This is a genomic window from Vibrio fortis, assembly GCF_024347475.1.
GTDB lineage: Bacteria > Pseudomonadota > Gammaproteobacteria > Enterobacterales > Vibrionaceae > Vibrio > Vibrio fortis.
Genome location: NZ_AP025488.1, coordinates 59783 through 82322, shown reverse-complemented (window position 1 = coordinate 82322; position 22540 = coordinate 59783). Strand labels below are relative to the sequence as shown.

20 protein-coding genes, 4 tRNA genes, 2 rRNA genes and 1 riboswitch are annotated in these 22540 nt (G+C 45.6%); of the genes, 14 read left to right on the top strand and 12 right to left on the bottom strand.

Annotated features, from left to right (window positions below):
- Positions 1-11: 11 nt before the first annotated feature.
- On the bottom strand, positions 12-731 hold the full coding sequence (locus OCV50_RS14980) for an SDR family oxidoreductase (RefSeq protein WP_032553424.1): 720 nt from the start codon (positions 729-731) through the stop codon (positions 12-14).
- Between the two features lie 198 nt (positions 732-929).
- On the opposite strand from OCV50_RS14980, the gene OCV50_RS14975 reads away from it, so the two are divergent.
- Positions 930-1835: a LysR family transcriptional regulator gene (locus OCV50_RS14975; RefSeq protein ID WP_261904735.1), complete on the top strand. Its 906-nt coding sequence runs from the start codon at positions 930-932 to the stop codon at positions 1833-1835.
- 60 nt (positions 1836-1895) lie between these two features.
- Here OCV50_RS14975 and OCV50_RS14970 read toward each other — a convergent pair whose 3' ends face one another.
- Positions 1896-2234 carry a winged helix-turn-helix transcriptional regulator gene (locus tag OCV50_RS14970; RefSeq protein WP_261904734.1) on the bottom strand — a complete coding sequence of 113 codons (339 nt, stop codon included), beginning with the start codon at positions 2232-2234 and terminating at the stop codon, positions 1896-1898.
- Positions 2235-2339: 105 nt separating this feature from the next.
- Between OCV50_RS14970 and OCV50_RS14965 the strand changes: the two genes are divergently transcribed.
- On the top strand, positions 2340-3107 hold the full coding sequence (locus tag OCV50_RS14965; RefSeq protein WP_261904733.1) for an SDR family NAD(P)-dependent oxidoreductase: 768 nt from the start codon (positions 2340-2342) through the stop codon (positions 3105-3107).
- A 135-nt stretch (positions 3108-3242) separates the two neighbouring features.
- Positions 3243-3893: a cupin domain-containing protein gene (locus OCV50_RS14960; RefSeq protein WP_261904732.1), complete on the top strand. Its 651-nt coding sequence runs from the start codon at positions 3243-3245 to the stop codon at positions 3891-3893.
- A 138-nt stretch (positions 3894-4031) separates the two neighbouring features.
- Here the strand turns inward: OCV50_RS14960 and OCV50_RS14955 are convergent, their stop codons facing one another.
- Complete coding sequence (locus OCV50_RS14955; RefSeq protein ID WP_261904731.1) at positions 4032-4664, bottom strand: NAD(P)-dependent oxidoreductase; 633 nt, start codon at positions 4662-4664, stop codon at positions 4032-4034.
- A 153-nt stretch (positions 4665-4817) separates the two neighbouring features.
- On the opposite strand from OCV50_RS14955, the gene OCV50_RS14950 reads away from it, so the two are divergent.
- Positions 4818-5711, top strand: coding sequence for a LysR family transcriptional regulator (locus OCV50_RS14950; RefSeq protein WP_261904730.1), 894 nt, complete (start codon positions 4818-4820; stop codon positions 5709-5711).
- A gap of 134 nt (positions 5712-5845) precedes the next feature.
- Here OCV50_RS14950 and OCV50_RS14945 read toward each other — a convergent pair whose 3' ends face one another.
- Positions 5846-6694: a hypothetical protein gene (locus tag OCV50_RS14945; protein WP_239839166.1), complete on the bottom strand. Its 849-nt coding sequence runs from the start codon at positions 6692-6694 to the stop codon at positions 5846-5848.
- A gap of 224 nt (positions 6695-6918) precedes the next feature.
- Positions 6919-7575, bottom strand: coding sequence for a 3,4-dihydroxy-2-butanone-4-phosphate synthase (ribB, locus tag OCV50_RS14940; RefSeq protein WP_239839165.1), 657 nt, complete (start codon positions 7573-7575; stop codon positions 6919-6921).
- Positions 7576-7885: 310 nt separating this feature from the next.
- A riboswitch (FMN riboswitch) is annotated at positions 7886-8052 on the bottom strand.
- Positions 8053-8425: 373 nt separating this feature from the next.
- On the opposite strand from ribB, the gene OCV50_RS14935 reads away from it, so the two are divergent.
- On the top strand, positions 8426-9181 hold the full coding sequence (locus tag OCV50_RS14935; RefSeq protein WP_261904729.1) for a phosphatase PAP2 family protein: 756 nt from the start codon (positions 8426-8428) through the stop codon (positions 9179-9181).
- A 56-nt stretch (positions 9182-9237) separates the two neighbouring features.
- Here OCV50_RS14935 and OCV50_RS14930 read toward each other — a convergent pair whose 3' ends face one another.
- From OCV50_RS14930 to OCV50_RS14915, 4 genes are all read right to left on the bottom strand, one after another.
- On the bottom strand, positions 9238-9597 hold the full coding sequence (locus OCV50_RS14930) for an MmcQ/YjbR family DNA-binding protein (RefSeq protein ID WP_239839163.1): 360 nt from the start codon (positions 9595-9597) through the stop codon (positions 9238-9240).
- A 63-nt stretch (positions 9598-9660) separates the two neighbouring features.
- A complete protein-coding gene (locus tag OCV50_RS14925) occupies positions 9661-10386 on the bottom strand; it encodes a sulfite exporter TauE/SafE family protein (RefSeq protein ID WP_239839162.1) in 726 nt (241 codons plus the stop codon).
- Positions 10387-10537: 151 nt separating this feature from the next.
- Positions 10538-11758, bottom strand: a complete 1221-nt coding sequence (locus OCV50_RS14920; protein ID WP_261904728.1) for an MFS transporter — start codon at positions 11756-11758, stop codon at positions 10538-10540.
- Positions 11759-11773: 15 nt separating this feature from the next.
- Positions 11774-11995 carry a hypothetical protein gene (locus tag OCV50_RS14915; protein ID WP_172974291.1) on the bottom strand — a complete coding sequence of 74 codons (222 nt, stop codon included), beginning with the start codon at positions 11993-11995 and terminating at the stop codon, positions 11774-11776.
- 352 nt (positions 11996-12347) lie between these two features.
- Here OCV50_RS14915 and OCV50_RS14910 point away from each other — a divergent pair, with 352 nt between their 5' ends.
- The gene (locus OCV50_RS14910; protein ID WP_239839159.1) at positions 12348-12968 is read left to right on the top strand and encodes a YitT family protein; all 621 of its coding nucleotides are present in this window, start codon (positions 12348-12350) and stop codon (positions 12966-12968) included.
- A gap of 72 nt (positions 12969-13040) precedes the next feature.
- On the opposite strand, the gene sigZ is transcribed toward OCV50_RS14910, so the two are convergent.
- Together sigZ and OCV50_RS14900 are read right to left on the bottom strand one after the other, a co-directional pair.
- Positions 13041-13625 (bottom strand): RNA polymerase sigma factor SigZ, encoded by a 585-nt coding sequence (gene sigZ, locus OCV50_RS14905; protein WP_239839158.1) that lies wholly within the window; start codon positions 13623-13625, stop codon positions 13041-13043.
- Positions 13612-13905 (bottom strand): ArsR/SmtB family transcription factor, encoded by a 294-nt coding sequence (locus OCV50_RS14900; RefSeq protein ID WP_239839157.1) that lies wholly within the window; start codon positions 13903-13905, stop codon positions 13612-13614. The genes sigZ and OCV50_RS14900 overlap by 14 nt, the downstream gene beginning before the upstream one ends.
- 234 nt (positions 13906-14139) lie before the next feature.
- Between OCV50_RS14900 and OCV50_RS14895 the strand changes: the two genes are divergently transcribed.
- Complete coding sequence (locus OCV50_RS14895) at positions 14140-15225, top strand: permease (RefSeq protein ID WP_261904727.1); 1086 nt, start codon at positions 14140-14142, stop codon at positions 15223-15225.
- 84 nt (positions 15226-15309) lie between these two features.
- Here the strand turns inward: OCV50_RS14895 and trmY are convergent, their stop codons facing one another.
- A complete protein-coding gene (trmY, locus tag OCV50_RS14890; protein WP_032553406.1) occupies positions 15310-15909 on the bottom strand; it encodes a tRNA (pseudouridine(54)-N(1))-methyltransferase TrmY in 600 nt (199 codons plus the stop codon).
- 243 nt (positions 15910-16152) lie between these two features.
- Here trmY and OCV50_RS14885 point away from each other — a divergent pair, with 243 nt between their 5' ends.
- The 7 genes from OCV50_RS14885 to OCV50_RS14855 all read left to right on the top strand — a co-directional run bounded on the left by OCV50_RS14885 (position 16153) and on the right by OCV50_RS14855 (position 22536).
- Positions 16153-16677 carry a DUF3087 domain-containing protein gene (locus tag OCV50_RS14885; RefSeq protein WP_261904726.1) on the top strand — a complete coding sequence of 175 codons (525 nt, stop codon included), beginning with the start codon at positions 16153-16155 and terminating at the stop codon, positions 16675-16677.
- 537 nt (positions 16678-17214) lie between these two features.
- Positions 17215-18767: ribosomal RNA gene (locus OCV50_RS14880) — 16S ribosomal RNA — on the top strand.
- Positions 18768-18889: 122 nt separating this feature from the next.
- A tRNA-Glu gene (locus OCV50_RS14875) sits at positions 18890-18965 on the top strand.
- 2 nt (positions 18966-18967) lie between these two features.
- A tRNA-Lys gene (locus OCV50_RS14870) sits at positions 18968-19043 on the top strand.
- 27 nt (positions 19044-19070) lie between these two features.
- A tRNA-Ala gene (locus OCV50_RS14865) sits at positions 19071-19146 on the top strand.
- A 41-nt stretch (positions 19147-19187) separates the two neighbouring features.
- A tRNA-Val gene (locus tag OCV50_RS14860) sits at positions 19188-19263 on the top strand.
- Positions 19264-19644: 381 nt separating this feature from the next.
- A 23S ribosomal RNA gene (locus OCV50_RS14855) occupies positions 19645-22536 on the top strand.
- Together the 16S and 23S rRNA genes with 4 tRNA genes alongside form the textbook arrangement of a ribosomal RNA operon.
- The last annotated feature ends 4 nt before the right edge of the window (positions 22537-22540 follow it).

Genomic DNA, 22540 nt, shown 5'->3' with positions numbered 1-22540 from the left:
TTGCGTGAAGTTTATGGCTCTTGCTTCGTTGGTGCTAGAGCGATTTCACGAATACATACGTTTTGTGGTTGCTGGTAAGCGAATGATACTGCGCGAGCGATGTCGTCAGCTGCTAGTACGCCACCCATTTGTTCTTTCCACTCACCGTAACCATCTTTAATCTCTTGAGATGTCGTGTGAGAAAGAAGCTCAGTTTCTACCGCACCTGGTGCAATTGTTGTTACACGAACGTTTGCTGCTGCCACTTCTTCACGCACATTTTCAGAGATAGCGTGTACCGCGAATTTAGTACCACAGTAAGCGGCGTGGTTCGGGAATGTTTTCTTACCCGCGATTGAGCTGATGTTGATGATTGTGCCGCTGTTACGCTCTTTCATTGGCGCAAGAACAGCTTGCATGCCGTTTAGAAGACCAAGCACGTTTACATCAAACATGCGTTTCCACTCAGATGCATCTTGCGTATCGATTTGGCCTAGAAGCATTGCGCCAGCGTTGTTGATCAGAGCATCAACAGGGCCGAATTTCTCTTCACCTTGTGCAATTGCTGCTTCGAATGAAGCTTGGTCAGTCACGTCTACTTTTACTGCTAGAGAGTTTGGCAGGTTCAATGCTTCAAGACGGTCAATACGACGAGCTAAAAGCAGCAGAGGGTGACCTTCATCGCTTAGACGACGAGCGATTGCTTCACCAATACCAGAGCTAGCACCTGTGATTACGATTAGTTTTTTCATGTTTATTTCCTCTGTACCTTCATGTCGTCGTATGACGACTTATTGTCTAAGTGCAATTGAAACAAGGTGTTATTGACTTGCTTCTTTGCGATGGGGGTATATTAAGGAAAACTGCATTGTTGATATATAGCGCTTTACTTGAAACACTGTTGTCATACTGCAACAATAAAAGCATCTTGTTCTGACTGAATCGCGACTATGCTCAATCAAATTAACCTGTCTGATATCCGTTCATTTGTTCTCATTGCTCGATTGGGCAATTTCACTAAAGCGGCGGAAGAGTTAGATGTCTCTCGTTCCCATGTTTCTCGCCAAGTGAGTAGCCTAGAAAAGCAGATGGGAGTGACGCTATTTATTCGAACTACCCGAACATTGCGTCTCACCCATGCTGGCGAAGAACTTTACCAACGCTGCGAGCAAGCCTTAGATAATATAGACCAAGCTTTGATTGCTGCTGTTGATGATGTTGAAGAAGTGCGTGGTGACATAAAAGTGAACTGTGTTGGCGGATACCTTGGTGAGGTGATCATCGCCGATCTGGTGAATGAGTTTATGCAGCTTTATCCAGACATCAGTATCAGTCTAGATTTCAGTAGCCATCGTGTAGACTTAATTGAAGACGCCTTTGATATCGCTTTTCGCATGGGAAGTTTGGAAGATGCCGGTTTTATTGCCCGCAAGTTACTCGATATCGAAATGGGGACTCTTGCCAGCCCCGCTTACTTTGAGCGCAAAGGCAAACCAGTTCACCCCAAAGAGCTCACACAGCATGACTGCTTAACCGGATCGGTTCGTAGATGGAGTTTTCAATCCATAGAGGACAATAAGAAAACCGTTGATGTTCATGTGAACGGGCGCTTGCAGTGCAAGAATGGCCGAGTGTTAGTCCAAGGGGCGATGGCAGGGAACGGTATTATCCGAGTACCGACTATTTACTGCTTGGAAGAGTTGAGTAACAAGCAGTTGGTTCAAGTGTTTGATGAATGGGTGGTACCAAGTGTCGACTTTTCTGCGATTTATCACCGCGACCGTTATCAACCGAGTCGAATCCGAACCTTTATCGACTTTGTAAAGGGGCGCTTCGAAGAGATGTCGGTGAGCTAAAGTTGAACCCAATGCTATTTAAGGTTGCTGGTGGAAGGTCAGATTACACCAGCAGCACAATTACATTGCATCTATTTCATGTTGTAGCTGCTCTAACTGATTCAGAATTACTAAGAACTTCTCGCCAAAAGGGGTGACTTGATACTCCACTCGCGGAGGAATCTCATTGAACATCTGTTTTTCAAGAATTCCAAATTCAACATTTCGCTTCAAACACTCATTGAGTACCTTAGTCGAGAGACCTTCTACAGAACGAACCATTTCACCCGGTCGATTAATACCATTCGCAAGCAATTGATAAACCGTTAGCGACCATTTACAGCCATAAATGGTTTCTACCATTCGCGCCGAGCGTTCTGGTGCCGATTTTCTAGAAAAAAAGTTTTCCTGATTTTTCATAAAGATGTACCAAAAAGTACCTACCTAACCGATTTGTACTTACTATTCAGAGTGTTAGTTCGAAGCCTAAGATTACCACGTTCACATGACTTAGGAGATAACAAAATGAACTTCACTAAAAAAGGTATTGCTGTCGTTATTGGTGGAACAAGTGGGATGGGTTTTGAAACAGCAAAGCAGCTTGCTGCTCAAAATATTCATGTGCTAGTGGTCGGAAACAACCCAACTAAGTTAGACAATGCGGTATCAGAGCTTCAAACCATCGGTCGCGCTTTAGGTTTTCAAGCGAATCTTTATGACGATGAAAGCACCGCTTGCCTTATTGAGCATTTAGGTTCAATTGACGAAGGTATTGGTTATTTGGTCAATGCAGCGGGCTACTTTAACCCCAAGGCATTTATAGATCACCAAGTGTCAGACTATGACCAATACATGCAACTCAACAAAGCCACGTTCTTCATCACCCAAGCAGTCACTAAGAAGATGATTGAGTCGGGTGGTGGTAATATCGTAAACGTTGGTTCTATGTGGGCGAAACAGGCGATAAAAGCGACGCCTTCTTCAGCTTATTCAATGGCGAAAGCAGGGCTGCACTCACTGACTCAACATATGGCGATGGAACTCGCTGAACATAATATCCGAGTGAATGCGGTATCACCGGCTGTGGTTAAAACGCCTATCTACGAGTCATTTATTAACCCAGAAGAGGTGGATGAGGCGCTTGAAGGCTTCAATGAGTTCCACCCAATTGGTCGAGTAGGTTTACCACAGGACATCGCGAACAGCATTTCATTCTTGCTGTCTGACAGTGCTGACTGGGTAACTGGTGCGATTTGGGATGTTGATGGCGGTGTGATTGCGGGTCGTAACTGATAAGTCGAGCCGTAAGAGGTGGGCATACCAGATAACGCTTGGAATTGGTCACCTCTTTGGTTATTCGCGTACAATGAAACAGTGAGTGAGTCGCGACAAAACAATAATAACGATAGCAAGAGTAAGGTCACAGTCATGTTAAACATGGATTTTTCGAAAAGGTTAGTGATAGAAACTGATCCTATGGAATGGGTAGCGAGCCCAGCCAAAGGTGTGTGGAGAAAGCCATTAGAACGCGAAGCTAAGGAGTCGGGTCATACGACTAGCGTGGTCAAGTACGATCCTGAATCCTCTTTTTCTGAACACCCTCACCCCAAAGGTGAAGAGATCTTCGTGTTAGAAGGCGTATTCTCCGATGAAACGGGAGACTTTCCGGCAGGTACCTATATTCGCAATCCACCAGGTAGCGCGCACTCGCCTTCAAGCAAAAACGGCTGCACGATTTTGGTAAAGCTGAATCAGTTCGATGATAGAGATCTGGCTCAGGTGAGAGTTGATACCAACCAAACTGAGTGGCTACCGGGTATTGGTGGCTTGCAGGTGATGCCGCTGCACGAATTTGAGCATGAGCACGTCGCTCTGGTTAAGTGGCCTGTTGGCGAACGTTTTCAGCCGCATCGTCATTTTGGTGGTGAAGAGATTTTCGTATTATCTGGTACTTTTCAAGATGAACATGGTGTGTATCCAAAACACACTTGGATGCGTAGCCCACATATGAGTGAGCACTTCCCATTTGTCGAAGAGGAAACCGTGATTTTAGTGAAAACAGGGCATCTTCCCCTGTAAATACCTTTGTGTGTTAGAGGTACGCCTCTTAATTGTGTCTAACAAGGCATAAGTATTCCCGCTTATTACTGTATTTTGCGAGTAGTAAGCGGGAAGCTAGGCAAGGGTTAAGCATGGAATCTTGAGGATCAGTCGACCCTAGTAAGCGACACCGATTCTTTTGTTGATATGTTCGCAGCCTTCAAGAACATCAAGCATCGCAATGGCGTAATCTGATACTGAAATTTTGCTGTTGCCTTCCGCATCTGTTAGTAACTGATCACCACCGATACGGTATTGAGATATTGATTCTCCAGGGAAAATCTCGGCAGCTGGACTAACAAAAGTCCACTGAACGTCGCTGTTTGATTGCTTGAATACTTCGAGCGCTTCACCTTGAGCTAGTGCCTCCGCTTTGTACTCTTCTGGGAAATCCGGCACTGTTACTAACGCAACGTTAGGAGCGACTTCCAGTGATCCTGCACCGCCAACCCACATCAAACGACGACCGCTTGGCAACTCAGACAGTAACTTCTCTGCACTCTGTTTTACTAACTCATGATTGCCAAGTGCGCGCCCGCCAATTGAGGCAATAACCACATCGACATCAGACGTCACATCGTTGATCTTCGTTTGTGGATCTTGCAGATCGAAAGTACGCGCCTCTATACCTTCTTGTTCCACTTTACTTGCGTCTCTCACGATTGCGATAACTTCATGGCCACGTGATGCGGCTTCTTGAGCAATGTGGCTACCAATCCAACCTGTTGCGCCTAATACTGCAATTTTCATAATGATTCTGCGTTAATTAATTCTGTGTTTCGACAACCATTGCAGTCTAATAGCTCGCTTTGATGTGATAAATATCGCCAATTGATGTAGATTGTATCTGTTTGAGTTACTAATTGACTCAGGATCTGTGAAGTGAAGTACAAGGGGTTAACATTGGATAGACTAAATGCGATGCGCAGTTTTGTGGAAGTAGCGAACTGTTCCAGTTTCACTCAAGCGGCTGATCACTTGGGTATGAGTCGACTTCAGGTTTCGAGGCATGTTCAAGAAATTGAAAGCTGGTTAAAACAAAGACTATTGCATAGAACGACCCGTAAAGTCAGTTTAACCACGGCGGGCGAGGCGGCATTGATTCGTTGTGAGCGGATCTTGCACGAAGCGGCTGAGTTAGAAGTGAGTGCCCTTAATATGACAGAGCAACTGTCAGGTGTTATTCGGATATCCGCTCCGATTGCCCTGACTCAACATTTGTTGCTGGATGTGGTCGAAGCCTTCACGGATCTTCATCCTAATGTGAGTATCGAGCTGTTTGCTTCTGATCGCTTCACACAGCTTGTCGATGAGCGAATTGATATCGCACTGCGTTATACTGACTCACCCGATGAGAATCTTATCGCGCGCAAACTGATGAAGATTGATTCGGTGATATGCGCCGCGCCTAGTTATCTAGAGCAAAATGCGCTCATTGAACACATATCAGATCTAAGAAATCACAACTGTTTTCGACACCTTGGCGTATCAACGTGGCGGTTTGTGAAAGACAATCAACAGCACTCGGTTGATGTAGCCGGAACGATCACAGCCAACGATGTTGGTGTATTGGTGCAAGCCACTTGTCGAGGAAAGGGTATTAGCAGGCTGCCTTGTGATATCGCTAACCCGATAATTGCTCGGGGCGAGTTGGCTCCTATCCTTACAGATTATGTTGTACCAACAAGCACATTATGGGCGGTGTACCTTTCGCGAAGCTACCAGTTGCCAGTTGTGCGTCAGTTTATCGATTTTGTGGCCAGCATGTGGTCGCAGGATATTGTTCGACCTACTTAGTGTGCAGTCATTATCGTTACGTTATTCTGCGTGTTTATCACTCGGTAAAAACAAAAATCCGATACCAAAAGTGATATCGGATACGAACTCAATGTGGGGGAGTTCTATAGGACGACGACTTGTATGTGCTGCCTTTACACGGAACCGTGTACACCCTGATGGTCGTCTGCCAGCCTTAACGAAATCTCTGGAAGCGGTAGGTAGAGTGTCTCTGTCATTCGAGACAGTATCTGGTCGTACACCTGCGCGATAATGGTAGAAATGTCACTCGTCAGTTCGTACATCACTGTCGCGGTGATCTCCGGTTGTTCGCTATCGTGAATATCAACAAGCGTTTGTATCGCACGTGCGCTCGTTGGAGAGCCTAAACTCAAAGGGCAGATCAACGACAAGCGGTTCAAGTGTCTATGAATTTGGTCGGAATAAAACTTGGCGCGCAGAAACTCATCCTGTTTGTCCATATCTGGAATACACATTCTCAACTTTGTCAGTGTCTCCATAGCATCCAAAACTTGTAACCACTCCATGTGATAATCATCAACCAGTTCAGTCTGTTCCGACTCAGTTAACCAAGTGATCATCAATTCATCCATTAACAACATATTGTGGCGAATGGTTTTGCCATGAATGAACTGGTTTCGTACCAAGCTTCGAGTTTGCCAATCGTTATGCATGGCCTTAATTTTCAACTGATAAATACGGTACATCGGGCGTCCATCAAATGGGCTTTTTTGAATTAGCTTGTTGGATGCGCTCATCATCGATTGGTACAGGCTATTTACTCTTTGTACAGAGTCGGTCGATAGCTTACAGGTCAGCGCATAATGCGTTGCTGCTCGGTGTTTTCTAGATAGCTGCAACAACTCTCTAAGTAGCACTAAGGTTTCAAATTTTTGGTCGTTGGACTTTTGGCGTTTCTGTGAAAAGTGAAAAAGAGCATAAACGGAAGCCAAAATGATGATGGTTGAAATAAGCATAAACATAACGCACTCCTTGTATGTGAATACCTCTTAGGTGGTATGCGTTAAGCGTGCCAGAGTTAAATGTGCTTAATATTCAATTGTTTATGTTTTTGATGTGACCTCCATTTGTCTAACTTGGTGCAAGTTAGCCCTAAAATAGGGAGATTCTGAGGCGATATGGACAGATCTCAACAAAAAAGCCCCGCTCACAGAGCAGGGCTTGAGTCGATCTCAAAACGTATTGCTTAAGCCAGTTTTAGGTCGAACTGGTTTCGGTAAGCCACCATGTCTTCGATCGTCAGTACAGGCATGTTGTGAAGTTTACCGAAAGCAACGATCTCTGGCGTTTTCGCCATAGTGCCGTCTGGGTTAGTGACTTCACATAGAACACCTGCAGAAGGCAGACCTGCCATTTGCATAAGGTCAACGGTACCTTCAGTGTGGCCACGACGAGCTAACACACCACCTTTACGAGCACGCAGTGGGAACACGTGGCCCGGACGCGCTAAATCACTTGGTTTTGCTGTTGGGTTAGCCGCAGTTTTGATCGTGGTTACACGGTCAGCAGCAGATACGCCAGTTGTCACACCCACTTTTGCTTCGATTGTTACTGTGAATGCAGTTTGGTTAGCACTGTTGTTATCAACAACCATCGGCGGCAGGTCAAGTTGGTTTGCTTGCTCATCAGTTAGACATAAGCAAACAATGCCGCTACATTCGCGGATCATCAGTGCCATCTGTTCGTTGGTTAAGTGCTCAACCGAATAGATGATGTCACCTTCGTTTTCACGATCTTCATCGTCTAGTAGAAGAACGCCACGACCTTCGCGTAGTGCTTGCAGTGCGTTTTCAACGCGTTCGATTGGTTCGCCAAATTCGGCCAAAATTGAAGACTGATTCATGGTTTAACTCCTAAAATATCACCAGAATCAGGGCTTGTATGAGGGATGACAGCCAAACGATGGCGCGATCTATCAACAATACCAATCGTAGTAAATAATTGCTCACCCTAGCTTGTTAAAATGCTCGATAACTGCGTTAGAATTTTTGATTGTAGAATAACTACTTATCGAAAAACTCTGCCTTGTTCTCAAGCCTTTTTCCTGCGCTATTTTTGATCACTTACTTACTGTGATTGGTATAAGACAGATCGTCGTTCGCATGGTTTTATCCAAAACGAAATGCACCAACTCAATAGTATGAGTGGTGTGTTTCCATTCTCTCTCATCCGGACTATAACCGTCGGCTCTGGCATCTCACCAGATCTGCTGACCTCGACGAATCGAGCGCTCGCGGGCTTATCTATAGTTTTGCTAAGTACATAGTGTTACTAAGGACATACCGCCGGTGGGGAATTTCGCCCCGCCCTGAGAATAAAAAATAAATTTGATTAGCTTTTGATTTTGATTTCAAAAGCGCAGGAATGGTAATCCTTTCATGTTCATATGAAAAGGATAGTCCGCAAACTTTACGAAATTAGCGAACAGTTTGCTGATTAATTATCCGTTTTCACGGCATAAGTGTTCCAAATCAGGGGTATTCGTTCGTTACTTGAGCCTTTCAGAGTGCTCCTATTAAGAGTTTATTACTCTCTAGTGCAACACAGATGTGTCAGTAAAAGAGCAATGCCAACATGTTGAAATTGCGTAATTTATAGAAATGTCACCGTTGGCTATGCTTTCTGACAAAAAATTGATATTGGGGGTGTTAAGGTGAGCTAGCATTCGATTTTTTCAACGTTAGCCTATTTCTATGAAACTCATGTTCTCCAACAAATCCAAGGGCTTATTGCTTCTCGCTCTGAGCTTGTATTGTCTGCTGCCATTCTTTCTATTTGGTTCTGATTTTAACTTCTCGAACAAGGTAGACGGTTTTGTCGGAGCACTGATCACTTATGTGACTTATTCTGCTGGAAGTCAGGGGTTTCTTGTTACATTGCTAGTACTCGGCATTATGCTGTTAAGACTGCGTTTACCTGCTGCTAAGTTGGTCAGTGTTGGAGTACAACTGGTTATTTTGCTTGGCCTGAGTTTTGCCGCGAAGACGTACCTTAAACATTGGACGGAAAGCCCAAGACCCTATGCAGTGTATTTAGCGGAGCAACAAGTGGTTGATTTGCCAGAAGCCTTTTATGAGTTACCGCTGCTTGCGAAGAATGACGCGATTGTACAGGTGTCGAGCTTGGTCAGTGATTGGCGCACGATTCATTGGCTAGGTGAAACAGATTACTCTTTCCCTTCTGGTCATATGATCTTTGTTGGTATTTGTGTGGCGTTTTTTGGTGGATTGTTTTGGGAAGCGCGAAAATTTATGTGGGTCTGTGCTCTTTTAGTATGGGCGGGAGCCGTGGCCTATAGCCGAGTTTGGCTTGGTATGCATAGGCCAATTGATTTAGCAGCCTCCATTGGCTTTGCAGCTTTGTTGTATGCTCTAGTACCAGCGATATCTCATGAGAAAATAGAGCCTTATCTGCCTGATTGGTTCAAATCGTTTAGAGCGTTTAACTAGTTCACTCTATACCTGACTTGTGATGTCTGGTTCAGTGATGGGTTAACCGTTTCCCATCACTGATTTAGGCCTAGTTCAGCTTGTTTCTTTTTCGTGAGCCCAAGAGAAACGATCTTATGAGACTGAACGAGATAGTATTTAAGCTCTTCAATGTCGAGTTGGGTATCGGTGCATTGAATCCATTTCATCCCACGAGAGGCAAAATAAGGCGCAGGTCGATAGCCCGTAGCGTCTTTTAAAAAGTCATAATTCTGGTCTGAGGCTTTAAATATGCAAGCGGGCTGATCATCTGGTCCCCATCCTCCAATCGCAAACACCTTTCCACCCACCTTCCATACATGAGAGTTGTTCCACTGCATCACATAAGTGGTCGCAGGTAGAGCTTTGCAGAATTCATTGAACTGTTCGTAATCCATTGAGTGCTCCTTTCTTAAGTGCGTCTTTCATTCATTTTTATCGACACTTTGCCTTCCGACAACTTAGCCCGCCAAACCTTGCCATATCGCTGTGACACCGCTAATTGAACATAGCAGCAATGCACCTATGCGAATCTGTTCTTTAGGAAGAGTCTGCGTGGTCATCAATGCCAGTTTGTAGCCTAGCCAAGCGGCAGGGAGCAGTGGCAAGGTGATAGTCAAATGATGCAACGTGAAAAAGCCAATCGGGATCTGCACAACCAGCGAGATAATAGAGCTGAACACGAAGAAGGCAGAGAGGTTACCGCGCAGTTGATTGGCATCTTGGTGCTGCAGCAATAGCGCCATTGGTGGGCCTCCGATGCCTGAGCTGGTGCCGAAAAAGCCAGAGAAAAAGCCGGCAATGCCCATTTTGGCTGGTGTTGGTTCTAACCTGAATGGAAGTAAGCTCACGATGACAGCAAACACAACCAGTAGACCGAGCCATAAAGATAAAACGCTGGTGGAAACCATGACCAGTAGTGCACCGCCTGCAAGCGAGCCTGGAATACGGCCCAAGAGTGCAACTTTAAGTCCGCCAATTGAAATGTTGCTGCGGTGCTTCATGGCATTAAAAATAGAGATAAACAAGCCGACTAAACATATTGGGGCTGGGACGTAATCTGGAGAAACGAGGAAAAGCAGTGGAGCTGCGACAATGGCTAAGCCAAAACCGATAGCGGTTTGAACGAAAGAGCCAACAAAAATGAGTGCCATTGCGATAATGACTGTCTGATCGAACAGTTCCATATGCTATCAATCTACGAATTGAGTAAGAAGATAAATACTATAAATTAAAATAGCGTTGTCTGTCCTATATGTCGGCAAAATTTCTGTTAAAAGAGTAGCTTGTCGAGGCAAACAAAAACGGCTACTCACTAAGAGCAGCCGCTTGCTTTCATTAAGCCATTGCCATCTTAAGACGCTTAATTGGCTTATCATTGATTGGTAAATGGATAAGCGCAGCAGCGAAAGCCAGTACAACGGTTGACCACCAAATTGGCTCGTACGAGCCGTAGTAATCATAAATTCGACCGCCAACCCAAGCGCCTAAGAAGCTACCTACTTGGTGAGTAAAGAAGACCAAACCGTATAGAGTGGATAGGTAACGCGCACCGAAGATCTGTCTTACTAGACCTGAGGTAAGTGGCACTGTACCCAACCAACAGAAACCAATCGCAGCACCAAAAATCGCTGCCGTAGATTCTGTTACTGGCAGAGTCACAAATGCGCCAATCACTGCCGTTCTGACCAAGTACAGCGCTGACATCACATGACGTTTACTGAATTTGTCACCCATCACCCCCCAGAAGTAAGAGCCGAAGATATTGAAGATACCAACATAAGCAAGCGCCATAGCCGCGCTGCTCGCTGGAAGATCTTTATCCGCTAGATAACTTGGTAAGTGAGTAGCAATAAACATTACGTGGAAACCACAAACGAAAAAGCCTGCATGGATAAGCCAATATCCTTTGTGCGCAAAGGCTTCCGACAATGCTTGTTTTAGTGTCTGTGAATCTTCTGCATAAGTAGCTTGTGCTTGTGCGCCATCTTTCGGTTTAGGCGTACGCATGAACAGAGCAAACGAAATCATTAAGCAGCACAGTAATGCGAATACTTGCATCGCCGATTGCCAATCAAACTCGTTAAGCATGTATTGCGCGCCCGGAATTACCGCGAACATACCGAATGAGCCTGCAGCCGTGGTTAAACCAAAGGCCTTTGCTGCGTGTTCCGCTGGGACGACTTTTGCAACAGCACCAAGAACAATCACATAGCTTGTAGCGCTTAAACCTAAACCAATGAGCGCCCCAAGTGAGATGTAGAGCATGCTTGACTCGGTGGAGATAGAAGTCAGAAGCAGGCCTAACCCATAAGCGCATGCGCCCGCGATGATAATGCGTCGAGCTCCCCATTTGTCGGCAGCCATACCCACAAATGGCTGAAAAACACCAAATAACAGGTTTTGAAGTGCGATAGCAAAGCTAAAGAATTCACGATCAGTACTGAAGTGGTCGGAAATAGGCATCATAAAAATGCCGAACGATTGTCTGATCCCTAGACTGATGATTAATGTGCCGATCCCAAGCCATACCAGTAAGGGAAAGCGGAAAATACTCATTCTAATACTCTTGAATTAATGATGATGTGAGTGATGTGCAGACATGTCATGTTCACCCATGTCGTGGTGGTGTTCGTGCCCAGAATGCTCATGCGCAGACTGCTGGTGGCACCCACTACTTACAGCGTGCTGAGCCAAAAGATCGATTAATGGTTGGCTATGATGAACCACCACTAAACTGATGACCAAAAATAGAGTCATTCTGGCGAGCTGGGCAAAAAGAGATTGTGAAAACATAAGGGTTTTACATGCGCTCAATGTTGTAAGAAGGCGCGCATCTTAAAGAGAGTATCAGTATGAGGCAAATGACGATTTGTGATTCAATCTATGCGTTTTGTGCATAGATTAGAGCGCGCTAGACTTGCTTAGTACCGTTGAGTCCTTAAGCCTATTGGTTATGTTACATGGAGTGATACATAACGCATTGTAATCAATGGCTATTTATTGGCTTGTAAACAAAACAGTACGATTTGAGCTACATTGATCACACTCTATAAACTCGACATATTCCTTAAAAATCGTGACCCTAGTGCCGAAATCACTCAGGACGAGTGAAACAAGATTCAGAATTTAAGGGAGAGTCATCCAAATGGACAAAGATCATAACCTCAGAGAGAACCTGCTAGCATTAACCTTGGGTAGTGCTTTGGTGTCACTCGGTGTTATCTTTTTCAATCAAGTAGGTTTGCTGACAGGTGGTACCGCAGGGTTAGCTATCTTCATTACCAAAATCACAGAGCTTAGCTTTGGTCAGGTTTTCTTCGCGCTTAACTTACCTTTTTATATTCTATCTGTTACCCGTATGGGCTGGCGCTTTACGATTAATACCTTTATTGCAGTTTCTATCGTGTCGTTTGCGGTGGATCACCTTTATCACGTAATTCAGATTGCAGAGATCAATAAGGTTTATGCGGCCATGCTAGGCGGTGGTTTGATCGGTACTGGTATGTTGGTGATCTTCAGACACAAAATGAGCCTAGGTGGCTTCAACATTCTTGCTTTGTATCTTCAAGAGCGTTTTGGTATTCGCGCAGGTAAGGTTCAAATGGGTTTGGACTGTACTATTGTTATCCTGTCATTGTTTATCGTCGATATTTCTTTAATTCTTCTGTCGGTAGTAGGAGCGGTGGTAACTAATCTGATTTTGGCGATGAATCACAAGCCGGGTCGCTATCAACCTGTAGCTCCTCAAGCGGCTAGCAGTAATTAGGCTCGCCAAAAGAGTCAGGTTTAACCAATAGTAAAAAAGCCAGCGTCAAAGCTGGCTTTCTCGTTTTTGTGATTAGCAACTATCACAACTTCTGTCTGGTTTTAGGTCACAGTCAATCACACTGCCATTCTTGTCTAAAGATAGGTGGCAACACTCTTCAAACAACTTCTTGAGCTCTTCTCGACTTCTCTGCACCTGCGATTTAATGGTTGAGTAGCTTTTGTTTTGGCTTAGAGCGAGCTCTTTTTGGCTTTGCCCCTCAATATCCACAGCAAGTAACAATGACGCGTTTTTCTCGGGAAGAGCTTGAATAAAGGGTTCGATACATTGAGCCAATTGTTGTTTGAATTCTGTATTTTGATCAAGCTCTGCAAACCATAGTTCTTCTGCATCGATACTACTGTCACGTTGATCACGAGCTCGCTTTCGATAGAAATCAATGATGGTGCGATTGGCCAGTTGAAATAGCCAAGCTTTGATGCTGTCGGAATCTTTTACCGTTTCCAGATTCTGGTAAGTTTTAAGCAAGATTTCCTGAAGAAGATCATCGACATCATCGGGCTGACTTACTTTCGAGTATAAGAAAGCTTTTAGTGCTTGTTGATATTCAGCCCAAACTTGTTCAAGGCTTAAACTGAAGGTATTAGCATTTGTCATTGGCACAACACTCATCTTTTAGAAAGTCGATCACTCCGTCAAGGCACTCATACTCCGCCACACAGAAGAGTGTGCGGCCCTCACGTCTTTGGCTGATTAACCCTGCAGATGCAAGACTAGAGATATGATGAGACAGAGTGGACCCTGGGATACCGAGCTCTTCTTGTAAACCACCAACAGCAATACCGTGATAGCCAGCCTTTACCACAGTCTTGTAGATCGAAAGGCGAATAGGGTGGCCTAGCTCTTTTAATGCTTTAGCGACAGTTTCTAAGTTCATGGTGGCTCCTCAAAATTTAATTCGATAATAGTCGAAATAAAGACTCTTTTCAAACCTGATCATTCTATCTTCGCTAACCTATTGATCTTTCTGTGTTCTGAAATTTATTTCGACTTTTGTCGAAATAAATCTTGATCATTAGCCTTATATTTCTATAATTCGAGAATATTCGAAATGAAGGGTTTGGAGAAATCTGACATCTCCATCCTGTAAGTGCTCAATCTGGAGTTATATATGAACAACGAAATACTCACTATGGCGAAAGAAGCGTTAGATATGTTTGCTTTCTTAGCAACGGAACTGATCATCCTTTTCTTGGCTATTAGCTACATTGTTGGTGTACTGCAGGAATTCCTGACACCAGAAAAAATTCAGTCGATTTTGAGCTCACGTAAAGGCAAAGGTTATGTTGTCGCTGCATTGCTTGGTGCGATTACACCGTTTTGTTCTTGCTCAACTATCCCTTTTCTTAAAGGGTTGTTAAGAGCGCGAGCAGGCTTCGGCCCAATGATGGTATTCCTGTTTGGTAGCCCACTACTTAACCCAGTGATCATTGGTCTATTTGTTGTGACCTTTGGTTGGAACGTTGCACTGTTCTACTTTGCAATTGCGATGGCAGTATCTGTTGTTGCGGGATACGTTCTTGAGAAGCTTGGCTTTGAACGTTACGTGAAGCCAGAAGCGTACGAATCAGCTGGCGCTTCAAGCTGTGGGACAACTTGCGGAGATTCAGCACCAAAAGTTGAGAAAAAAGAGTCGTCTTGTGGAACATCTTCATGCGGTGAACCTGCACCAGTAATGGCAAAAGAGACGTCCTGCTGTGGTACTAAAGAAGAACCAAAAGTAGAAGTATCATGCTGCTCAGCGGACGGCACGGCAACTGCGAAAGTGGTAGAGAAGAAAGAACCTAACCGTTGGATGCGTATCTGGCTATCGACTTGGAAAGACTTCAAACAAGTGTTCCCTTATTTAATGATGGGTATTGCGATTGGTTCATTCATTTACGGCTTTATTCCAACAGACTTGATTGCTGAGTATGCGGGTGAGGGCAAGTGGTACGCGATTCCTATCGCAGCAGTCATTGGTATCCCTCTATACATTCGTGCAGAAGCGGTGATTCCTCTGAGTGCAGCTTTGGTGCAGAAGGGTATGGCGTTAGGTTCGGTAATGGCACTAATTATTGGTAGCGCGGGTGCAAGTTTGACAGAAGTAATTCTACTGAAATCTATCTTCAAGAATCAGATGATTGCAGCGTTCCTATTCGTGATTCTGAGCATGGCGATTGGTGCAGGCTACCTATACACCTTTATGTTTGGCTAATATCAAAGTGTTGCTGACGTTTAGGTCCCCATGAAAAGGCGGAGTCTATATTGACTCCGCCTTAATCGTTTTGTGTGAGATGGACTAAAACCCGCGGATATCCAGCTCGTTATTAATCAGCACAACACATTGAGACGCAAATAGCATGTTTGGACCTAGACTGATTTTCTCTGTTCCCAAGCGTTTTAAGCTGTTGTAGCTTTTCTTTGGCATAGGAATATGATCAGTCAGAAGGAAACATGGATTGTCCGCAATCTCAGCGTCACGGATAAACTCACCTTTCTTATCCATCATATATAGCTGGTGGTCTTCGGCTAACTCTTTTACTAGCTTCTCGAAACTGATTGTACGTACGGTGATACCAGGCTCAACTTGGCGAGTTTCTTCTTTACCCATCCCTTGAGAGGCATCAACAGCACGAACAACAGCCGCCAACAGTGCGCTCTCATGGAAGCCACCAATATTCGTGATAGCGTTTGAGTCTACGGTAATGGTACGAGAAAAATCCTTGGTACTTTCCAATACAAGATGAACGGTAACATCTTCACGGTGAGATTGAGCAACGAAGATGGTGTTCATCAACGTGTGTGCCAATATCTCAGTATGAGCTTCTTGACCAACGCCTTCTAAAATCAGCTTGCTTTCAGTTGGTGCTGCGCGAGCACGTAATACGAATGAACGCATGAATGTACCTTTCTAGTTATACGGAGCAAATCGAGTTCTTTAGGCCCGTATCAGTGATTAACTAACTTGTGGCGGTATGTAACTCCTTTCTTCTAGTGAAGTCAAATAACCAGAGGAGTTTTAGGCACGTTTATTCTTTTTATACGTAGTAAATAGATGGTTAACACATTTAAACATCTAACCGGTTGAGAACGTGCTAGGAGAAATAGAGAATGGCCATCATCTGATATCAAGGAGTTATCAATGAAACTGCAGAAAATCAATAAAGAAGAATATAGAAAGAAGATGAACGTACTGCTAATTGGATTAGTTGCGTCTCTTGCGATTAGCTCGATTGGGTTCGGTGCGCTTTTGATTGAGCTGTTTGGTGCGAAGGAGAGTGTTGCTGGTGAATCGACGGGTAACTTTCACTTAAACCTATTCGGTGTCATCTTGGCGATTGCGTTAAATGCCTTGATAGCATCGAAGATTAAAACACACCCATACCTAAATGAAGCCGTGTATGTTTGGAACTTAAAACAGATACACAACCAGATATATAGAAAGCTCAAGAAGATTAAAGCCGCGGCAGACGAAGGCAACCGAAACGCACTTACCGTTCTTTACTTCTACTATACAACGCAAAAGCAAGTATATGAGTTAGATAACAACACACTCACAATGAACACGGTTGATTCTTCGATAGATCATGTAAAGAAAGAAGCAGACAAATGGAACTTTGAACTAAGTTTGTCTGATTTTAATAAAGAATTAGTGGCGGAATTTTAGTTATAGATGGCGTTTTTGTTGGATGTATAGCCAAATTAAATGGCTTTTGGGCTAAAAATAACCATCTAAGCACTTTTTTCGGTTTTTTATGAAAAAAGGGGTTGCCAAGTTTTAGATGATCTCTATAATGCCGCCTCACTGACACGGCAGACGCCACAAGGCTTCAGCAGTAATCAGTAAGACGAAAATTCGAAAGAAATTAATTTTCAAAAAGTGTTTGACACTGAAGATTAAATCGCTAGAATGCACGTCCGCTTTGAGAGGTTTCTTTGTAAAAAGAAAGTTTCAATAAGCAAAAGCTCTTTAACAATTTAAACCTATCAATCTGTGTGGGCACTCGTTGATGAATATCACCAAGTTTGTTTTCGCTTTTATAAGCAAAGGCAAACAGATACTTCGGTATCAAAATGATTTCAATGAACTGAGTGACCAATTAAGACTTCGGTCTTAGCACAGTCAATTCACAGTCACTATTCGTAAGCTTTTTGCTAAAACGAATGGGGAATGTAATCAGTATTCGTTGAGTCACAAAATCTTAAATTGAAGAGTTTGATCATGGCTCAGATTGAACGCTGGCGGCAGGCCTAACACATGCAAGTCGAGCGGAAACGAGTTATCTGAACCTTCGGGGAACGATAACGGCGTCGAGCGGCGGACGGGTGAGTAATGCCTAGGAAATTGCCTTGATGTGGGGGATAACCATTGGAAACGATGGCTAATACCGCATGATGCCTACGGGCCAAAGAGGGGGACCTTCGGGCCTCTCGCGTCAAGATATGCCTAGGTGGGATTAGCTAGTTGGTGAGGTAATGGCTCACCAAGGCGACGATCCCTAGCTGGTCTGAGAGGATGATCAGCCACACTGGAACTGAGACACGGTCCAGACTCCTACGGGAGGCAGCAGTGGGGAATATTGCACAATGGGCGCAAGCCTGATGCAGCCATGCCGCGTGTATGAAGAAGGCCTTCGGGTTGTAAAGTACTTTCAGCAGTGAGGAAGGGGGTGTCGTTAATAGCGGCATCTCTTGACGTTAGCTGCAGAAGAAGCACCGGCTAACTCCGTGCCAGCAGCCGCGGTAATACGGAGGGTGCGAGCGTTAATCGGAATTACTGGGCGTAAAGCGCATGCAGGTGGTTTGTTAAGTCAGATGTGAAAGCCCGGGGCTCAACCTCGGAACTGCATTTGAAACTGGCAAACTAGAGTACTGTAGAGGGGGGTAGAATTTCAGGTGTAGCGGTGAAATGCGTAGAGATCTGAAGGAATACCAGTGGCGAAGGCGGCCCCCTGGACAGATACTGACACTCAGATGCGAAAGCGTGGGGAGCAAACAGGATTAGATACCCTGGTAGTCCACGCCGTAAACGATGTCTACTTGGAGGTTGTGGCCTTGAGCCGTGGCTTTCGGAGCTAACGCGTTAAGTAGACCGCCTGGGGAGTACGGTCGCAAGATTAAAACTCAAATGAATTGACGGGGGCCCGCACAAGCGGTGGAGCATGTGGTTTAATTCGATGCAACGCGAAGAACCTTACCTACTCTTGACATCCAGAGAACTTAGCAGAGATGCTTTGGTGCCTTCGGGAACTCTGAGACAGGTGCTGCATGGCTGTCGTCAGCTCGTGTTGTGAAATGTTGGGTTAAGTCCCGCAACGAGCGCAACCCTTATCCTTGTTTGCCAGCGAGTAATGTCGGGAACTCCAGGGAGACTGCCGGTGATAAACCGGAGGAAGGTGGGGACGACGTCAAGTCATCATGGCCCTTACGAGTAGGGCTACACACGTGCTACAATGGCGCATACAGAGGGCGGCCAACTCGCGAGAGTGAGCGAATCCCAAAAAGTGCGTCGTAGTCCGGATTGGAGTCTGCAACTCGACTCCATGAAGTCGGAATCGCTAGTAATCGTAGATCAGAATGCTACGGTGAATACGTTCCCGGGCCTTGTACACACCGCCCGTCACACCATGGGAGTGGGCTGCAAAAGAAGTGGGTAGTTTAACCTTCGGGAGGACGCTCACCACTTTGTGGTTCATGACTGGGGTGAAGTCGTAACAAGGTAGCCCTAGGGGAACCTGGGGCTGGATCACCTCCTTATACGAAGATATTCACGATAAGTGTCCACACAGATTGATACGGTTTAGAAAGTAAAGAGATGAAGATATCCCAATATCTTCAACCAATTTGCTTCTGCTTTTTAAAGCGGAAACAAACTTAGTGTCCCGTTCGTCTAGAGGCCTAGGACACCGCCCTTTCACGGCGGTAACAGGGGTTCGACTCCCCTACGGGATACCATTGGGTCGTTAGCTCAGTTGGTAGAGCAGTTGACTTTTAATCAATTGGTCGCAGGTTCGAATCCTGCACGACCCACCATTTCTTTTAAGAAATGACTCTTAAGATGGGGCTATAGCTCAGCTGGGAGAGCGCCTGCCTTGCACGCAGGAGGTCAGCAGTTCGATCCTGCTTAGCTCCACCATTCTTGAGGAATTCTTCTCCACGAGGAATTAAAACTAATGTGGGCGATTAGCTCAGTTGGGAGAGCACCTGCCTTACAAGCAGGGGGTCACTGGTTCGAGCCCGGTATCGCCCACCATCTTTAAGCGCATTAGTGATAGTGCTTTTAAAAATGGTTTTCATTAGCTAGTCATTAGCGAAAGAAACTTGCTCTTTAACAATTTGGAAAGCTGACTGATTACTTAATTGGTTTTCACTTTAAAAAGTGAAATCAAACAGCTCAAGGCTGTGATTAAGTTAATCAAATTAAAAGTTCTCAATGTTTATCTGCTCTTATTTATTAAGAACAGTAAACACAACACAAACACATTCAAGTGTCTTGGCTTTTTGTCTTCACTTTTTAAAAGTGAAAATAAAGAGCAAAAATTGAGTCCGGCAAACACGTAATAAGAACTAACCCTTCTTATTACAACCAAAACCTTGGTTAGTTGCCATACATTAAGACCCTTTCGGGTTGTATGGTTAAGTGACTAAGCGTACACGGTGGATGCCTTGGCAGTCAGAGGCGATGAAGGACGTATTAACTTGCGATAAGCCCAGATTAGGTAGTAAAAACCTTTTGAGTCTGGGATTTCCGAATGGGGAAACCCACTTACATAAGTAAGTATCTTGTTGTGAATACATAGCAGCAAGAGGCAAACCGGGGGAACTGAAACATCTAAGTACCCCGAGGAAGAGAAATCAACCGAGATTCCGAAAGTAGCGGCGAGCGAAATTGGATTAGCCCTTAAGCTTTTAATGATGCAGGTGAAGAGTCTGGAAAGTCTCGCAATAAAGGGTGATAGCCCCGTAACCGACACATCATAATCAGTGAAATCGAGTAGGGCGGGACACGTGATATCCTGTCTGAATATGGGGGGACCATCCTCCAAGGCTAAATACTACTGACTGACCGATAGTGAACCAGTACCGTGAGGGAAAGGCGAAAAGAACCCCTGTGAGGGGAGTGAAATAGAACCTGAAACCGTGTACGTACAAGCAGTAGGAGCGGGCATTGTCCCGTGACTGCGTACCTTTTGTATAATGGGTCAGCGACTTATATTCAGTGGCAAGGTTAACCGTTTAGGGGAGCCGTAGGGAAACCGAGTCTTAACTGGGCGTTCAGTCTCTGGATATAGACCCGAAACCAGGTGATCTAGCCATGGGCAGGTTGAAGGTTGAGTAACATCAACTGGAGGACCGAACCGACTAATGTTGAAAAATTAGCGGATGACTTGTGGCTAGGGGTGAAAGGCCAATCAAACCTGGAGATAGCTGGTTCTCCCCGAAAGCTATTTAGGTAGCGCCTCGGACGAATACTACTGGGGGTAGAGCACTGTTAAGGCTAGGGGGTCATCCCGACTTACCAACCCTTTGCAAACTCCGAATACCAGTAAGTACTATCCGGGAGACACACGGCGGGTGCTAACGTCCGTCGTGGAGAGGGAAACAACCCAGACCGCCAGCTAAGGTCCCAAAGTATAGCTAAGTGGGAAACGATGTGGGAAGGCTCAGACAGCCAGGATGTTGGCTTAGAAGCAGCCATCATTTAAAGAAAGCGTAATAGCTCACTGGTCGAGTCGGCCTGCGCGGAAGATGTAACGGGGCTAAGCTATACACCGAAGCTGCGGCTGCACACTTTAGTGTGCGGGGTAGGGGAGCGTTCTGTAAGCCGTTGAAGGTGGTCTGTAAGGGCTGCTGGAGGTATCAGAAGTGCGAATGCTGACATGAGTAACGATAAAGGGAGTGAAAAACTCCCTCGCCGGAAGACCAAGGGTTCCTGTCCAACGTTAATCGGGGCAGGGTAAGTCGACCCCTAAGGCGAGGCCGAAAGGCGTAGTCGATGGGAAACGGGTTAATATTCCCGTACTTCTTACAATTGCGATGGGGGGACGGAGAAGGCTAGGTGGGCCTGGCGACGGTTGTCCAGGTTCAAGTACGTAGGCGGAAAGTTTAGGTAAATCCGGACTTTCTTAACGCTGAGATACGATGTCGAGCCACTACGGTGGTGAAGTCATTGATGCCATGCTTCCAGGAAAAGCCTCTAAGCTTCAGATTGTAAGGAATCGTACCCCAAACCGACACAGGTGGTCGGGTAGAGAATACCAAGGCGCTTGAGAGAACTCGGGTGAAGGAACTAGGCAAAATGGTACCGTAACTTCGGGAGAAGGTACGCTCTTATCGGTGAAGTCCCTCGCGGATGGAGCTGACGAGAGTCGCAGATACCAGGTGGCTGCAACTGTTTATTAAAAACACAGCACTGTGCAAAATCGTAAGATGACGTATACGGTGTGACGCCTGCCCGGTGCCGGAAGGTTAATTGATGGGGTTAGACTTCGGTCGAAGCTCTTGATCGAAGCCCCGGTAAACGGCGGCCGTAACTATAACGGTCCTAAGGTAGCGAAATTCCTTGTCGGGTAAGTTCCGACCTGCACGAATGGCGTAATGATGGCCACGCTGTCTCCACCCGAGACTCAGTGAAATTGAAATCGCTGTGAAGATGCAGTGTACCCGCGGCTAGACGGAAAGACCCCGTGAACCTTTACTACAGCTTGGCACTGAACATTGACCCTACATGTGTAGGATAGGTGGGAGACTTTGAAACCGCGTCGCTAGATGTGGTGGAGTCGTCCTTGAAATACCACCCTTGTAGTGTTGATGTTCTAACGTTGGTCCCTGAATCGGGATTACGGACAGTGCCTGGTGGGTAGTTTGACTGGGGCGGTCTCCTCCCAAAGAGTAACGGAGGAGCACGAAGGTGGGCTAATCACGGTTGGACATCGTGAGGTTAGTGCAATGGCATAAGCCCGCTTGACTGCGAGAATGACAATTCGAGCAGGTGCGAAAGCAGGTCATAGTGATCCGGTGGTTCTGAATGGAAGGGCCATCGCTCAACGGATAAAAGGTACTCCGGGGATAACAGGCTGATACCGCCCAAGAGTTCATATCGACGGCGGTGTTTGGCACCTCGATGTCGGCTCATCACATCCTGGGGCTGAAGTCGGTCCCAAGGGTATGGCTGTTCGCCATTTAAAGTGGTACGCGAGCTGGGTTTAGAACGTCGTGAGACAGTTCGGTCCCTATCTGCCGTGGGCGTTGGAAGATTGAAGGGGGCTGCTCCTAGTACGAGAGGACCGGAGTGGACGAACCTCTGGTGTTCGGGTTGTCATGCCAATGGCATTGCCCGGTAGCTAAGTTCGGAATCGATAACCGCTGAAAGCATCTAAGCGGGAAGCGAGCCCTGAGATGAGTCTTCCCTGGCGCTTTAAGCGTCCTAAAGGGTTGTTCAAGACTAGAACGTTGATAGGCAGGGTGTGTAAGCGCTGTGAGGCGTTGAGCTAACCTGTACTAATTGCCCGTGAGGCTTAACCATACAA

Excerpts from the sequence above, each read along its gene's own strand:
- OCV50_RS14980 (WP_032553424.1), bottom strand. The coding sequence starts at position 731 with ATGAAAAAACTAATCGTAATCACAGGTGCTAGCTCTGGTATTGGTGAA.
- OCV50_RS14975 (WP_261904735.1), top strand. The coding sequence starts at position 930 with ATGCTCAATCAAATTAACCTGTCTGATATCCGTTCATTTGTTCTCATT.
- OCV50_RS14970 (WP_261904734.1), bottom strand. The coding sequence starts at position 2,234 with ATGAAAAATCAGGAAAACTTTTTTTCTAGAAAATCGGCACCAGAACGC.
- OCV50_RS14965 (WP_261904733.1), top strand. The coding sequence starts at position 2,340 with ATGAACTTCACTAAAAAAGGTATTGCTGTCGTTATTGGTGGAACAAGT.
- OCV50_RS14960 (WP_261904732.1), top strand. The coding sequence starts at position 3,243 with ATGTTAAACATGGATTTTTCGAAAAGGTTAGTGATAGAAACTGATCCT.
- OCV50_RS14955 (WP_261904731.1), bottom strand. The coding sequence starts at position 4,664 with ATGAAAATTGCAGTATTAGGCGCAACAGGTTGGATTGGTAGCCACATT.
- OCV50_RS14945 (WP_239839166.1), bottom strand. The coding sequence starts at position 6,694 with ATGTTTATGCTTATTTCAACCATCATCATTTTGGCTTCCGTTTATGCT.
- ribB (WP_239839165.1), bottom strand. The coding sequence starts at position 7,575 with ATGAATCAGTCTTCAATTTTGGCCGAATTTGGCGAACCAATCGAACGC.
- OCV50_RS14935 (WP_261904729.1), top strand. The coding sequence starts at position 8,426 with ATGAAACTCATGTTCTCCAACAAATCCAAGGGCTTATTGCTTCTCGCT.
- OCV50_RS14930 (WP_239839163.1), bottom strand. The coding sequence starts at position 9,597 with ATGGATTACGAACAGTTCAATGAATTCTGCAAAGCTCTACCTGCGACC.
- OCV50_RS14925 (WP_239839162.1), bottom strand. The coding sequence starts at position 10,386 with ATGGAACTGTTCGATCAGACAGTCATTATCGCAATGGCACTCATTTTT.
- OCV50_RS14920 (WP_261904728.1), bottom strand. The coding sequence starts at position 11,758 with ATGAGTATTTTCCGCTTTCCCTTACTGGTATGGCTTGGGATCGGCACA.
- OCV50_RS14915 (WP_172974291.1), bottom strand. The coding sequence starts at position 11,995 with ATGTTTTCACAATCTCTTTTTGCCCAGCTCGCCAGAATGACTCTATTT.
- OCV50_RS14910 (WP_239839159.1), top strand. The coding sequence starts at position 12,348 with ATGGACAAAGATCATAACCTCAGAGAGAACCTGCTAGCATTAACCTTG.
- sigZ (WP_239839158.1), bottom strand. The coding sequence starts at position 13,625 with ATGACAAATGCTAATACCTTCAGTTTAAGCCTTGAACAAGTTTGGGCT.
- OCV50_RS14900 (WP_239839157.1), bottom strand. The coding sequence starts at position 13,905 with ATGAACTTAGAAACTGTCGCTAAAGCATTAAAAGAGCTAGGCCACCCT.
- OCV50_RS14895 (WP_261904727.1), top strand. The coding sequence starts at position 14,140 with ATGAACAACGAAATACTCACTATGGCGAAAGAAGCGTTAGATATGTTT.
- trmY (WP_032553406.1), bottom strand. The coding sequence starts at position 15,909 with ATGCGTTCATTCGTATTACGTGCTCGCGCAGCACCAACTGAAAGCAAG.
- OCV50_RS14885 (WP_261904726.1), top strand. The coding sequence starts at position 16,153 with ATGAAACTGCAGAAAATCAATAAAGAAGAATATAGAAAGAAGATGAAC.